Origin of the sequence: Jiangella mangrovi, from assembly GCF_014204975.1 — a bacterium.
Lineage (GTDB): Bacteria > Actinomycetota > Actinomycetes > Jiangellales > Jiangellaceae > Jiangella > Jiangella mangrovi.
On record NZ_JACHMM010000001.1, the window covers coordinates 6,773,626 to 6,787,703 of the forward strand.

Consider the following 14,078-nt stretch of genomic DNA (forward strand, 5'->3'; position numbering starts at 1 on the left):
CGGCGAGGATCGCAGGCCGCGACACAGAGAGGGGCTCGATGAACAACGCACTGGTGGTCCGGGGCGGCTGGGACGGGCACGCCCCGGTCGAGGCGACGGACCTGTTCGTCCCGTTCCTGCGCGAGGCCGGCTTCGAGGTCCGGGTGTCGGACTCGCTGTCGGTTTATGCCGACGCGTCGCTCATGGGCGCGGTGGACCTGGTGGTGCAGTGCTGGACCATGGGCGAGATCACGGGCGAGCAGCTGGCCGGGCTGACGGGCGCGGTGCGGGCCGGCACCGGGTTCGCCGGCTGGCACGGCGGCATCGCCGACTCCTTCCGGTCCAGCTCGGACTACCTGCACCTGGTCGGCGGGCAGTTCGCGACCCACCCGAGCCGGCCGGAAGCGGACCGGGTGCCGGGCGGCGGACCCGAGAACAACTATCTGCGCCATCGCATCCAAATCGTGCCGTCGCGCGCCGACCACCCGATCGTCGCCGGCCTCGCCGACTTCGAGCTCGAAACCGAGCAGTACTGGGTGCTCGCCGACGACTACAACGACGTGCTCGCCACCACCACGCACCCGGCCCGCCCGGACCAGCCCTGGCACCGCCCACTCACCTGCCCAGCCGTCTGGACCCGCGACTGGGGCCAGGGCCGGGTGTTCGTCGCGACCCCGGGCCACCAGCCGGACATCCTGCGCGATGAGAGCGTGCGGACCATCGTGGAGAGGGGCCTGCTGTGGGCGAGTCGGTGAGTATTGGCATCGTCGGGACCGGGGCGATCTCGGGGCAGTACCTCGAGACGCTGGCCGCGCTGAGCACCGTTCGGGTGGTGGCCGTGGCCGACCTCGACGCGGCGCGAGCTGCCGCCGTCGTCGATGGACTGTCCGAGGACTCCGGGCACGACGGGGTGCGCGCGGTCACCGTCGACGACCTGCTCGCGGACCCCGAGGTGGACGTCGTCGTCAACCTCACTCCCCCGGCCGGGCACGCACCGGTCGCGCTCGCCGCGATCGAGGCGGGCAAGGCCGTCTACAACGAGAAGCCGCTCGCCTCGACGGTGGCCGACGCACGGCGGGTGCTGACCGCGGCCGCCGCGGCCGGGGTGCGGGTCGGCGGCGCACCCGACACCGTCCTGGGCACCGGCGTGCAGACGGCGCGCCACGCCATCGACACCGGCCTGATCGGCACCCCGACCGCCGCCACCGCGACGTTCCTCTGCCCCGGCCACGAACGCTGGCACCCCAACCCCGACTTCTACTACACCCCCGGCGGCGGACCGCTGCTCGACATGGGCCCGTACTACGTAACGGCACTGGTCACGCTCCTCGGGCCGGTGGTGGCGGTGCTCGGCGCCGGCAGCACGGCCCGGCCGTCGCGGACCATCGGCAGCGGTCCCCGGGCCGGCGAGGAGATCCCGGTCGAGGTGCTCACGCACGTCACCGGCGTGCTCAGGCACGCGTCCGGCGCACTGTCGACCATCACGATGAGCTTCGACGCCGTCGCGACCAGGGCCGAGCCCATCGAGGTGCACGGGCCCGCAGGGTCACTCGTCGTGCCCGACCCGAACCGGTTCGACGGCGACGTCCTGCTGCGCCGGCTCGGCGGCGACGACTGGGAGACGCTGCCGGTGGCGGCGGGCTACCGGATCGGCGGCCGCGGGCTCGGGGTCGCGGAGCAGATGACGGCGCCGACGGCGGCCGACGCGCGGGCCAGCGGGACGCTGGCGCTGCACGTCCTCGACGTCATGGAGTCGGTGCTGCGATCAGCAGCCGACGGCGGCGGAGCGGTCGCCGTCGAGGCACAAACACCACGGCCCGCAGCCGTCCCGCTGGCCGACGAGCCGGGCCGGGAACCGTCGCCGCTGCTCGGGTAGCGTGCCCTCATGCAGACACCCGGTGCGGAAGCCCAGAACCCGTTCTTCGCCGTCAGCGACCTGCCCTACCAGCTGCCGCCGTTCGCGCTCATCGAGACGGCGCACTACCTGCCGGCGTTCGAGCGCGGCATGGCCGACCAGCTGGCCGAGGTCGAGGCCATCGCCACCAACGCGGAGCCCGCGACCTTCGAGAACACCGTCGCGGCGCTGGAGCGGTCCGGGCAGATCCTGCAGCGGGTGTCCGCGGTGTTCTTCAACCAGGCCTCGTCCGACGCCGACGCGGAGGTCCAGGAGATCCAGGGTGAGGTGTCGCCGAAGCTGGCGGCGCACTCCGACGCCATCCACCTGGACAAGCGGCTGTTCGCCCGCATCTCGGCGCTGGTCGAGGGCGGCGAGGCCGACTCGCTGGACGCGGAGTCGCGGCGGCTGCTCGAGCGCTATCACCTCGACTTCGTCCGCGCCGGCGCCGGCCTGACCGACGAGCAGCAGGACCGGCTGCGTGCCGTCAACGAGGAGCTGTCGGCGCTGCAGACGGCGTTCCAGAACAAGCTGCTCACCGACACCAACGCGACCGCCGTCGTGGTCGACGACGTCGCCGAGCTCGACGGGCTGGCCGCTGACGCCGTCACCGCCGCCGCCGCGACCGCCCGCGAGCGCGGCCTCGACGGTTCCTATGTGCTGACCTTGGGGCTGCCGAGCGGCCAGCCCGTGCTGACGTCGCTGACCAACCGCGGGCTGCGCGAGCGCATCCACCGGGCGTCGGTCAGCCGCGGCGCCCACTGCGACGACAACGACACCCTGCAGACGGCCGCACGCATCGCGACGCTGCGGGCCGAGCGGGCGGCGCTGTTCGGCCACCCCGACCACGCGACCTACGTCCTCGAGGACCGCACCGCGAAGACCCCGGCGGCCGTCCACGACATGCTCGGCAAGCTGACGCCGGCCGCCGTCGCCAACGCGCACGCCGAGGCGGCCCGGCTGCAGGAGGCCATCGGCGACGAGTTCGAGCTGCAGGCGTGGGACTGGGCGCACTACTCCGACAAGGTGCGGCGCGCGACGTACTCCATCGACGCCGCCGAGCTGCGCCCGTACTTCGAGCTCGAGCGGGTCCTGCGCGACGGCGTCTTCTACGCGGCTTCGCAGTTGTACGGGCTCTCGTTCACCGAGCGGGAGGATCTGGTCGCGTACCACCCCGACGCCCGCGTCTTCGAGGTGTTCGACCACGACGGCAGCGGGCTCGGCCTGTTCATCGGCGACTTCTTCACCCGCGACTCCAAGCGCGGCGGCGCCTGGATGAACTCCTTCGTCGAGCAGTCGTTCCTCATGGGCACCAAGCCCGTCGTCATCAACAACCTCAACATCGTCAAGCCGCCGGCCGGCGAGCCCGCGCTGCTGACGTTCGACGAGGTCAACACCATGTTCCACGAGTTCGGGCACGCCCTGCACGGGCTGTTCTCGAACGTCGCCCACCCGACCTTCTCCGGCACCAGCGTCTACCGCGACTTCGTCGAGTTCCCGTCGCAGGTCAACGAGATGTGGGCGGTCTGGCCGTCGGTCCTCGAGAACTATGCGGTGCACCACTCGACCGGCGAGCCCCTGGACCCGGGGGTCGTGCAGCGGCTGCTCGACTCGCAGATCTGGGGCGAGGGCTTCGCGACGACGGAGTACCTGGCCGCGACGCTGCTGGACCTCGCCTGGCACGAGATCGCTCCCGGGACGGTGGTGGACGACCCGCTGGCGTTCGAGGCTGCTGCGCTGGCGCAGGCCGGGGTGGCGCTGGAGGCCGTGCCGCCCCGGTACCGGACCTCGTACTTCGCGCACATCTTCTCCGGTGGCTACAGCGCGGGCTACTACTCCTACATCTGGAGCGAGGTCCTCGACGCCGACACGGTGGAGTGGTTCAAGGAGAACGGCGGCCTGCTGCGGGCCAACGGCGACCACTTCCGCCGCGAGCTGCTGTCGCGTGGCGGCAGCATCGACTCCATGGAGGCGTTCCGCAACTTCCGCGGCCGCGACCCGCAGATCGAGCCGCTCCTCGTCCGCCGCGGCCTCGCCCAGTAGGGCGGCCCGCCGCGCATAGGGTCGGGGACATGCAGAGCGTGCGGATCATCGAGCAGTGGCCGGTCGACAACGCGGCGGCGGTGGTCGTGCGGGCGGACGGCGGCACGGCCGGCGCGCACGGCGACCAGGACCGGGTGTTCCGGCTGGCCTCGGTGACCAAGCCGATCACGGCCTACGCAGCCCTCCTCGCCGTCGAGGAGGGGGCGGTCGGCCTCGACGAGCCCGCCGGGCCCGAGGGGTCCACCGTCCGGCACTTGCTCGCGCACACGTCCGGGCTGGCGTTCGACGAGCACAAGGTCGCGTGGGCGCCGGGCAAGCGCCGGCTGTACTCCAACGCCGGGTTCGAGCAGCTCGCCGACCACGTCGCGAAGCGCTCGGGCATCCCGTTCGCCGACTACGTGCGCGACGGCGTCCTGGGCCCGCTCGGCATGACCGCGACGGTGTTCGAGGGGTCGCCGGCGTCCGGGGCACGGTCCACCGTCGCCGACCTCGCCCGGTTCGCCGCGGAGCTGCTCGCGCCCACCCTGCTCGACCCCTCCACCCTCGAGCAGGCCACGACGGTGCAGTTCCCGGGGCTGGCCGGCGTGCTGCCGGGGTGGGGCATGCGCGACCCCAACGACTGGGGCCTCGGCTTCGAGCTGCGCGACGGCAAGTCGCCGCACTGGACCGGCACCACGAACTCGCCACGCACGTTCGGCCACTTCGGCCAGGCCGGCACGTTCCTCTGGGCCGACCCCGACCTCGGAGCGGCGTGCGTGGCGCTCGCCGACCGCGACTTCGGCCCGTGGGCGGCGGAGGCCTGGCCGCCGTTCAGCGACGCGGTCGTCGCCGAGCTGCGCGGCTAGTCGAGGAGCACGGGAGCCGCTGAGGCAGAATGCCTCCGGTGCGCATCCGGATGCTGGGCCCGCTCGAGGTCCTCGACGACGACGGCGCTCCGGTCTTCGTCGCCGGCGCGCGGTTGCGCACGCTGCTGATCATCCTGGCCCTCTCACCCGGCCGGCTGGTCCCGGCGGGCCAGCTGGTCGACGGCATCTGGGGCGACGATCCGCCGGCGGGAGCCGTCAACGCGCTGCAGGCGCTGGTGTCGCGGCTGCGCCGGGCGCTGCCGGGGCTCGCGGTCGAGCTGCACCCGGCCGGGTACCGGCTGGCCCTGGATCCCGACACCGTCGACGTCGCGCGGTTCGAGCGGCTGGTCGCGGCCGCCCGGTCCGCGCCGGACGACGCCACGACGGCGGAGCGGCTGCGCGAGGCGCTCGACCTGTGGCGCGGCCCGGCCCTGCTCGACGTCGCGGAGTCGGAGTTCTTCGAGGCGCCGCGGGCCAGACTCGAGGAGCTGCGGCTGGCGGCGACGGAGGAACGGGTCGACGCCGCGCTGCGGCTGGGCCGCGGCGCCGGCCTCACCACCGAGCTGACCACTCTGGTCGCCGAGCACCCGCTGCGTGAGCGCCTGGTCGGGCAATTGATGCGGGCACTGGTCGCGGCCGGCCGCCCGGCCGACGCGCTGGCGGCCTACGAGCGCACCCGCGAGGCGCTCGCCGACGAGCTGGGCACCGATCCGTCGGCGGAGCTCTCCGACCTGCACACCAGCATCCTGCGCGGCGAACAGGCCCCGACGGCCCGACCGCCGGCACCCGAACCGCCGGCGCCCGAACCGCCGGTCGCGAACACGAGGCCCACGCGGACCAACCTGCGCACCGGCCTGACCAGCTTCATCGGCCGCGAGTCCGACGTCGCCCGGGTCCGCGACCTCGTCGGCGAGTACCGGCTGACGACGCTGACCGGGCCGGGCGGGTCGGGCAAGACCCGGCTGGCCGGCGAGGCGTCGCGCGCGCTGGTGGAGGGCATGCCCGACGGGGTCTGGCTGGTCGAGCTGGCGTCCGTCTCCGCCGGGGCCGACGTGCCCGCGGCGGTGCTCGGCGCGCTGGACCTGCGCGACCAGACCTTCGGCGGCAGCGCCGACGACCCCACCACCCGGCTGGTCGCGGCGCTGCGCACCCGGACCGCGCTGCTGGTGCTGGACAACTGCGAGCACGTCATCGACGCCGCGGCGACGCTGGCGGACCGGCTGCTCGGCGACTGCCCCGACCTGCGCATCCTCGCGACCAGCCGTGAGCCGCTCGGCATCACGGGCGAGGCGGTCTGGCCGGTCGAGCCGCTGGCCCTGCCCTTCGAGCACGACGGCGACGTCGCGGCCCTGCTGGAGGTCGGCGCCGTCAGGCTGCTGGTCGACCGCGCCCGCGCCGTCCGCCCCGGCTTCGTCCTGACCGAGGCCGACGCGCCCGCCGTCGTCCGCATCTGCCGCGCCCTCGACGGGATGCCGCTGGCCATCGAGCTGGCGGCCGCCCGCCTGCGCACCATGACGGTGGAGCAGCTGGCCGCCCGGCTGGACGACCGGTTCCGGCTGCTCACCGGCGGCAGCCGCACCGCGCTCCCCCGCCACCACACACTGCGCGCCGTCGTCGACTGGAGCTGGGGACTGCTGGCCGAGCCCGAGCGGGTCGTACTGCGCCGCCTCGCGGTGTTCGCGCACGGGGCGACGGCGGAGGCTGCGGCCGAGGTGTGCGGCGACGGGTCCGACGTACTGGACGAGCTGATCTCGCTGAGCGACAAGTCGCTGCTCGTGGTCGACGACGACGGCGACGCGCCCCGGTACCGCATGCTCGAGACCATCAAGGCCTACGCCCTGGAGCGGCTGGTCGAGGCGGACGAGCTCGAGGCTGTCCGTGGTGCGCATCTGCGCTGGCTCATCGAGCTGACCGAGACCGCCGAGCCGTTCCTGCACCGGGCGGAGCAGCTGGTGTGGCTGCGGCGGCTGCGCGCGGCGCACGACGACATCACGGCGGCGCTGCGCGGAGCGATCGCGGCCGAAGACGCCGACGGCGCGATCCGGCTCGTGGTGGCCTGCGGCTGGTACTGGTGGCTCAGCGGGCACAAGGCCGAGGGGATCGAGCTGGCGATCCAGGCGCTGGCCGTGCCGGGCCACACCGACGACGAGGCGAGGGCGACCGCCTGCGCCGCCGTCGCCTTCCTGATCACCAGCGGGGTGGGCGACCTCCAGGACGCACTCGTCTGGATCCAGCAGGCCCGCGAGCTGTCCGCCGGAGTGGCGCAGCCCGGCCCGTTCCTGCGGTTCATGGCTCCGCTGGCCGTGATCCTCGATCCCGGCGGCGATCCCCGTACGGCCCTCGGTGAGGCCTTGACGCCGCTGCTGAACGACCCCGACCCGTGGTTCCGGGCGCAGGCGCGGCTGACGCGGGCGCAGATGCTCGGATCGGCGGAGCGGGAGGCCGATGTCGCCCAGGCCCTCGCGGAGTTCAGCGATGTCGGCGAGCGGTGGGGCATCTCGTACGCGCTCACCATGCTGGCGGACCTGTACGCCCGGCGTGGCGAGCTGGACCGCGCGATCGAGCACTACGAGCACGCCATCGTCGTCCTCACCGAGATCGGCACCGTCGACGACATCGTCATCATGCGCAGCCGGCTGGCCCAGCTGCGCTGGCTGGTCGGTGACCACGCCGGCAGTGCGGCGGCCATCGACCAGGTCGAGCGCGAGGCCGAGCAGGTCGCCTGGCCCGACGGCCTGGCGATCATGGCGCTCAATCGCGCCAACCTCGCCGCCTGGGCCGGCGACACCGTGACCGCGCGGCAGCAGCTGGCCCGCGCGCAGGACCTGCTGCGCGGGGTCCCCGTGCATCCCGTGTTCCGGGCGCAGGTGCTGGACACGCAGGCCCACCTGGACGTCACGGAGGGCCGGTGGGACGTCGCGGCCGAAGCCCGGGCGGAGGCGCTCGGGGCCGTGCAGACCAACGACGCCGACGAGGAGTCGGTCGCGCGGGTGTTGTCCGGGATCGCCGAGCACGCCCTGCACGAGGACCGCGCGGCCGACGCCGTCCGGCTGCTGGCCGCCGTCGAGGCGCTCGCCGGCGGACCGGACCGGTCCGTTCCCGAGGTCCGGCACGCCGAAGAGGCCGCCCGCGCCGCACTGGGCGACGAGGCGGCCTCGGAGTTGCTGGCGGCGACGAGGCGCGAGCTCAGCGGCCTGGACGGCGACGCGGCCCGCTCGTGGGTGAACGAGCTGGCCGCGTCGGTCCTGGGACACCCGATCAGCGCACCGGCGGGCGGCGGAAGAGCTTCATCGCCCAGAGGTAGCTGAGGACGCCGATCACCGCGGTCCAGCCGAGCGCGAGGACGGCGTTGTTGCCGATCCCGGTGCCCAGCAGCAGCCCGCGAACCGTCTCGATCACCGGGCTGAACGGCTGGTACTCGGCGAACCAGCTCAGTCCGGCCGGCATCGAGTCCGCCGGTACGAACCCGCTGCCCAGGAACGGCAGCAGCACGAGCAGCGTCGGCGTGTTGCTGGCGGTCTCGACGCTCTTGGCCGACAGCCCGAGGGCGACGGCGAGCCAGGTCAGCGCGACGGCGAAGAGCGCGATCAGGCCGACGGCGGCGAGCCACTCCATCGCGTTGGCGTCGGGGCGGAACCCGATCGCCAGCGACACCCCGAGCACGATGGCCAGGCCCACCAGCGTCTGCAGGAAGCTGCCGATCACGTGCCCGGTCAGCACCGCGCCGCGCGAGATCGCCATGGTGCGGAAGCGGGCGATGACGCCCTCCTGCATGTCCATGGCCACGGAGATCGCCGTGCCCTGGATCGCGGCGGCCACCGTCATCAGCAGCACACCGGGGACCAGGTACTCGATGTAGTCGGCCCGGCTGCCTGCCGCGCCGCCGAGCCCGGCGCCGAGCGTCCCGCCGAAGACGTAGGAGAACAGCAGCAGCATGATCACGGGCAGGGCGATCAGCTGCACGGTCATCGCGGGATAGCGGGCCCACCGGCGCATGTTCCGGCGGAGCATGGTGCGCGAGTCGCGGGCGGCGAGGGCGAGGGTGCTCATCGGACGGTCTCCTTGGTCATCGAGTCGTCAGTGGGGTCGACGGCGTCAGCTGCGGTCTCGGCCGGGCGGCCGGTCAGCGCGAGGAACACGTCGTCGAGGTCGGGCGTGTGGACGGTGAGCGACGCGACCTCGATGGAGGCGACGTCGAGGTGGTCGAGGACGGCGCGCAGCGAGCGGACGTCGCCGTCGCTGGGGATCTGCAGGGCCAGCGCGGCGTCGTCGCGGCTGGAGCCGGCGAAGGTGCGGGCGGCCTGGTCGAGCTCGGAGGGGTCGGTGAACTGCAGCCGGATGTGCCCGCCCGGGATGAGCCGCTTGAGCTCGTCGGACGTGCCCTCGGCGACGATCTTGCCGTGGTCGAGCAGCGCGATCCGGTCGGCCAGCTCGTCGGCCTCGTCCAGGTACTGCGTGGTGAGGAAGATCGTGACACCCTCGGCGACGAGTCCGCGGATGGCGTCCCACATGATCCGCCGGGTGCGCGGGTCCAGGCCCGTCGTCGGCTCGTCGAGGAAGATCACCTTGGGGTCGCCGACCAGCGTCATCGCGAGGTCGAGCTTGCGCCGCATGCCGCCGGAGTAGGTCGCCGGGTTCTTCTTCGCGGCCTCGACCAGGTCGAACCGCTCCAGCAGCTCCGCCGTCCGCCGCCGGCCCTCCGCCTTGTCCAGGTGGTTGAGGTCGGCCATGAGGAGCAGGTTCTCCTCGCCGGTCAGCAGGTTGTCGACGGCGGAGAACTGGCCGGTGACGCCGATCGCACCGCGGACGCCGTCGGCGTCGGTCGCCAGGTCGTGGCCCGCCACCCGGATGCTGCCGCCGTCGGCCTCGATGAGGGTGGAGAGGATCTGGACGGTGGTGGTCTTGCCCGCGCCGTTCGGGCCGAGCAGCGAGAAGACCGTGCCCTCGGGGACGGTGATGTCGATGCCGTCGAGAACGGTCTGCTCGCCGTACGACTTGCGCAGGCCGGTCGCGGCGATGGCCGTCGGTCGGTCGAGTGTCATGGGGGGCCTCGTTTCGGTGTGTCCCGGTGCTGATGCGACAACACTCCGCCCCGGCCCTGACACCGCCGTGAGGCCGCGCTGACACGGCGCTGACATGGGCTGACATGGCCGCTGACAGGCGCGTGTGCCGAGGTCAGTAGGCTGTCCCGGTGCCCGTCCTCCCCGCATTGGCCGTGACCGCGCTGCTGCTGGGGGCACCGGCTCCCGCCGCTGACCCGCCCGCGGACACCGTCGACCAGCTGATCGAGCAGCTGCGCGACGACCCGATCCTGGTGCAGCCGTCGATGGGCATGGGCGACTCCGGCATCGCGCACGACGCGCTGACCTCGGCCGCCGCGGACCTCGACCTGCCGGCCTACGTCGTCCTGGCCGACGTGCCCGACGACCTCACCGGCGCCGAGTACCCGAGTGAGGCGGCGGCCGCGCTGATGCGGGCGGCGCTGGGCGACGGGCTCTACCACGTCGAGTTCCGCGGCGAGATCTCCTACACCCAGGCCTGGGGCGACGAGGACCTGGCCGATGCCGGGACGGCTCCGGTCACCTATGCCATGGACCGTGCCGAGTCGAACGCGCACGGCGACTACCCGCGGGTGTCGGCGCTGTTCGAGGCGGTGCTGACGCTGCGCTGGGCGGAAGCGCCCCTGGACGAGCTGCCGGACGACGTGGTCGACGAGTACGCCGCGCAGCCGTGGGCGTTCCTGCCGGACTCCGGGTACGATCGCGCCGACGCGACGGCCGGGCGCTGGGTGGCGCTGCTGGCGACGGTGTTCGGCGTCCTGGTCGCGGGCACGATCATCACGCTGGTGGTCGCGCGGGCGAAGCCGCTCGGCCGGGGCGGCGTGAAGCGGCGCCGGACGGCGTTCGCGGCGGTGCCGGACGACATCGCCGCCAGGGCGCAGCGGCGGCTCGACGACGCCCGGCGGAGGCTCGCCGAGCTGCCGGCCGCGCAGGTCAGTGGCCCGTTCGGTGAGGCGGCGGCGACGGCGATCGAGGCCGGCGACCGCGTGCTCGCGACCGGTGATCCGCTCGACGCCGTCGGCGCGGTGGTGCTGGCCGAGATCGCGGGGCGTGAGCTGGACCGGGCCGGCTCGCCGAAGCGGCCCCCGTACCACCCCTGCTTCGTGAACCCGCTGCACGGCGAGGCCCGCGACACCGTCCGCCTCGACGGCTCGTCCATCGACGCGCCGGCCTGCCGCGACTGCGCCCGCTCGGTCGGGCCGATGCTCGCCGTCCGGCGGCGGGTGCGCGGCCCGGTGCCGTACGCCGACACGTCCACCGTCTGGGCGCGGACCGGATACGGCGCCCTGGTGAGCGACCTCGCCGAGCAGGTCCTCGAGGATCGGAGCGCACGCCGATGAGGGCACGAGTGGTGGGACTGCTGATCACGCTGGTCCTCGCGGCGGCGGGCGGCGCCCTCGCCTGGTGGCTGGCCTCCCCCGCCGTCACGCCGGACCCGCCGCTCACCGAGCGGGCCGCGGCCGCTGCGGCCGGCCTGGGCGCGGACGGCCACGTCTACGTGGACCCGGCCGCATCCGGTGTGTTCTCGGCCGAGGAGCTGGACCGGCTGGGCGAGGCCGCGGCCACGTCGGACCCGCAGGTGTTCGTCGTGGTCTGGCCCGCCAGCGATCAGGCGGGCTACGGCTCGACCTCCGACGTGCTGCGCCAGATCGGCGGCGAGACCGAGCGCCCCGGCGTGTACGTCGAGGTCGATCCGGGGGTCGACGTCGACAGCGCCGACATCGGCATCGAGGGCGAGTACTTCTCCCTCTACGGCGCGCTGGACGACGAGACGGAGTGGACGAGCGCGGCCGAGACGGACCGGCTGCTCGCCGCGATCGACGAGAACGACGGGCGGGAGTACACCGTGGGCGAGGACACCGGCAGCCACTACTGGGGCGGGACGGGCGGCATGATCACGGCCGGCCTGGTCATCGGCGGGTTGAGCGGCATCGGCGCCGGGCTGGTCGGCCTGGCCGCGTGGGCGATCGTGCGGCACCGGAGGGCGGCGGCGTGAGCGACGAGACGGTGTACCAGCCCGACCCCGCGGCCATCGCGGCCGACCTCGCCGACGACGGCGTCCACGTCGACGCGTCCCTGGCCGGCCAGGTCACGCCGGCGCAGTTGACCGAACTGGCCGATCTGGTCGACGGCACCGACCCGGCGGTGTTCGTGCTGGCCGTCCCCTTGAACTTCAGCGTCGACGTGTCGGCCAACCAGCTGGTGACGCTCGTGCACCAGCAGCTCCCCGAATCGGACGGCGACGGCGTCTACTTCGTCTCGCGCGGGTCGGTCGACTACGGCTGGTCGACCGAGACCACGAGCTACGGCGTCCAGACCGACAACGAGAACGCGCTCGCGACCTACGTGGCCGGCGACCTCTACCCGTCCGCGCTCGGCGACCAGCTGATCGAGGCCGTCGACCTGTTCACCAGCGGCACGGCCCGAGAGGTCTACGAGGAGCAGCACCCGGATGACTCCGTCCCCAGCGGTTCCAGCAGCGCGGACGACGACGGTTCCGGCTCGGTGCTCCTCTGGGTGGGCCTGGCGGTGGCCGCAGCGGTCGCCGTCGTCGCCCTCCTGCTGCGCCGGCGCCGTCCGCGCGGGGACGTCGAGCTGAAGCGGCAGGCCCTGCAGCGGATCTCGTCGGCGCAGACCCGCGAGTGGCGCCGCCGGGCCGAGACCGAGACCGCCGCGCTCGGCGAGCGGATCCGGGCGCTCGAGATCGAGCGCGGCGACGACAGCGACACGTGGTCGGCGGCCCTCGACCACTACCAGGCGGCGACGGCGATCCTCGACCGCTCCGACGCGGCGGCCGACGCCATCGGGGCGCTCGTGCTGGCCCGCCGCGGCGATGACGCGCTCGGCCACGCCGCCGACGGCGGGACCTGGACCCCGTCGGTGGCCTGCTTCTTCAACCCGCTGCACGGCCCGGCGACGACGAAGGCGACGTGGAAGACGGCGGCGGGCAAGCGCGACGTGCCCTGCTGCGGGGCCTGCCGGCGCGACATCGGCAAGCGCCGCGAGCCCGAGATCCTCGACCTGCCGACCGGCGACACCGTCGTGCACTACATGGACTCCGGTGCTGAGCCGTGGGCGTCGACGGGGTTCGGCGCGCTCGCGCCCGACCTGCTGGACCGGCTGCAGGAGCGGCCCCGCTAGTGGCGCATCAGCCAGGTCGATGTGAGATCTCGGCGTGATCCGTGTGGCACTGCTGTCGCTGTGACAACAGTTTCCCCACCCACTCAGCGCAGTGATCTCACACCATTGCGATAGTCAACCTGCCTCGATGCGATCAGAACAGATCACTTGCACCCACCGATCCGGTCAAAGCCTCGCCGCCACACTCCACTGGCCCAGACCTTTGGCAACACGACTCAGGTCGTGGTGAGGGTCAGCTCGAAGGTGTACATCGACGCCCGGTAGAGGTGCGCGCCGTACTCGACGGCGCGGCCGGTCTCGTCGTAGGCGATGCGGGTCATGGTGAGCAGCGGCGCGCCGGCGTGCTCGTCGAGCAGCCGCGCCTCGCCGGCCCGGGCCGCGCGGCCGCCGATGGTCTGGGTGGCGATCTTCAGCGTGACCCCGGCCGCGCGGATCATGGCGTACAGGCCGTTGTGCTCGAGCGAGCGCGCGTCGAGGCGGACCAGGCCGGTGGGCACGTAGTTGCTCATGATCGACAGCGGCTCGTCGCCGGTGAACCGCAGCCGGCGCACGGCGTAGACGGTGTCGCCCTCGGCCAGGCCGAGCGCCTCGGCCACCACCTCGGCCGGCTCCTGCACCTCGAAGGAGAGGATCTGCGTCCGCGGCTGCTTGCCGGCGGTGCGCAGGTCGTCGTAGAGGCTGGACAGTTCGACGGGGCGGCGCACCTTGGGCTGCACCACCTGGGTGCCGACGCCGCGCTTGCGGACCAGCAGGCCGCGGTCGACGAGGTACTCGATGGCGCGGCGCATGGTCGGGCGCGACAGGCCGAGCTGGTCGGCGAGCTGGATCTCGTTGTCCAGGCGCGTGCCGGGCGGGTAGGCGCCGGACTCGATCAACTGCTCCAGATGCTGCGCGACCTGGAAGTACAGCGGCACCGGACTGGTGCGATCGACCACAAGCTCCGGGATCCCCTCGGCCACGCGAACCCCCTCACCTCGGTGATGCGTACGTCAGTATGTTAGGACATTTGCGCGGCAGCCCGCGTGACCGATCACATGAGCACCCAGTGAGGCCGCCATCATGGAAGGTCTAGACCTCGTCAGAAAGTCATGACAATCTGACAGCCGGACATCGACG

General features: G+C 73.2%; 11 protein-coding genes. 8 read left to right on the top strand and 3 right to left on the bottom strand.

From position 1 onward, the window contains the following. Nucleotides 1–38: 38 nt before the first annotated feature. Genes HD601_RS31295 through HD601_RS31315 form a run of 5 tightly spaced genes read left to right on the top strand, consistent with a single transcriptional unit; the run spans nt 39 to nt 8,069 of the window. Entirely contained in the window at nt 39–734 is a 696-nt protein-coding gene (locus HD601_RS31295; protein ID WP_184828693.1) for a ThuA domain-containing protein, read from the top strand. Next, a complete protein-coding gene (locus tag HD601_RS31300) occupies nt 719–1,855 on the top strand; it encodes a Gfo/Idh/MocA family protein (RefSeq protein ID WP_184828695.1) in 1,137 nt (378 codons plus the stop codon). Before HD601_RS31295 ends, HD601_RS31300 begins: the two co-directional genes overlap by 16 nt. A gap of 9 nt (nt 1,856–1,864) precedes the next feature. Further along, on the top strand, nt 1,865–3,916 hold the full coding sequence (locus tag HD601_RS31305; protein ID WP_184828697.1) for a M3 family metallopeptidase: 2,052 nt from the start codon (nt 1,865–1,867) through the stop codon (nt 3,914–3,916). A gap of 29 nt (nt 3,917–3,945) precedes the next feature. Then, the gene (locus HD601_RS31310) at nt 3,946–4,761 is read left to right on the top strand and encodes a serine hydrolase domain-containing protein (protein ID WP_184828700.1); all 816 of its coding nucleotides are present in this window, start codon (nt 3,946–3,948) and stop codon (nt 4,759–4,761) included. A gap of 38 nt (nt 4,762–4,799) precedes the next feature. Next, on the top strand, nt 4,800–8,069 hold the full coding sequence (locus HD601_RS31315) for a BTAD domain-containing putative transcriptional regulator (protein WP_184828702.1): 3,270 nt from the start codon (nt 4,800–4,802) through the stop codon (nt 8,067–8,069). Here the strand turns inward: HD601_RS31315 and HD601_RS31320 are convergent. Both HD601_RS31320 and HD601_RS31325 read right to left on the bottom strand, forming a co-directional pair. Further along, nucleotides 8,020–8,811 (bottom strand): ABC transporter permease, encoded by a 792-nt coding sequence (locus HD601_RS31320; protein WP_184828704.1) that lies wholly within the window; start codon nt 8,809–8,811, stop codon nt 8,020–8,022. The genes HD601_RS31315 and HD601_RS31320 overlap by 50 nt on opposite strands. Then, a complete protein-coding gene (locus tag HD601_RS31325) occupies nt 8,808–9,803 on the bottom strand; it encodes an ATP-binding cassette domain-containing protein (RefSeq protein ID WP_184828706.1) in 996 nt (331 codons plus the stop codon). Before HD601_RS31325 ends, HD601_RS31320 begins: the two co-directional genes overlap by 4 nt. Before the next feature lie 149 nt (nt 9,804–9,952). Here HD601_RS31325 and HD601_RS31330 point away from each other — a divergent pair, with 149 nt between their 5' ends. From HD601_RS31330 to HD601_RS31340, 3 genes are read left to right on the top strand one after another with little or no spacing between them, the layout of a single operon-like run. Continuing rightward, nucleotides 9,953–11,161 carry a hypothetical protein gene (locus HD601_RS31330; protein ID WP_184828708.1) on the top strand — a complete coding sequence of 403 codons (1,209 nt, stop codon included), beginning with the start codon at nt 9,953–9,955 and terminating at the stop codon, nt 11,159–11,161. Further along, nucleotides 11,158–11,817, top strand: a complete 660-nt coding sequence (locus HD601_RS31335; RefSeq protein WP_184828710.1) for a hypothetical protein — start codon at nt 11,158–11,160, stop codon at nt 11,815–11,817. Before HD601_RS31330 ends, HD601_RS31335 begins: the two co-directional genes overlap by 4 nt. After that, nucleotides 11,814–12,962: a hypothetical protein gene (locus HD601_RS31340; protein WP_184828712.1), complete on the top strand. Its 1,149-nt coding sequence runs from the start codon at nt 11,814–11,816 to the stop codon at nt 12,960–12,962. The genes HD601_RS31335 and HD601_RS31340 overlap by 4 nt, the downstream gene beginning before the upstream one ends. 215 nt (nt 12,963–13,177) lie before the next feature. On the opposite strand, the gene HD601_RS31345 is transcribed toward HD601_RS31340, so the two are convergent. Further along, nucleotides 13,178–13,921 carry a UTRA domain-containing protein gene (locus HD601_RS31345; protein WP_184828714.1) on the bottom strand — a complete coding sequence of 248 codons (744 nt, stop codon included), beginning with the start codon at nt 13,919–13,921 and terminating at the stop codon, nt 13,178–13,180. Nucleotides 13,922–14,078 lie beyond the last annotated feature (157 nt).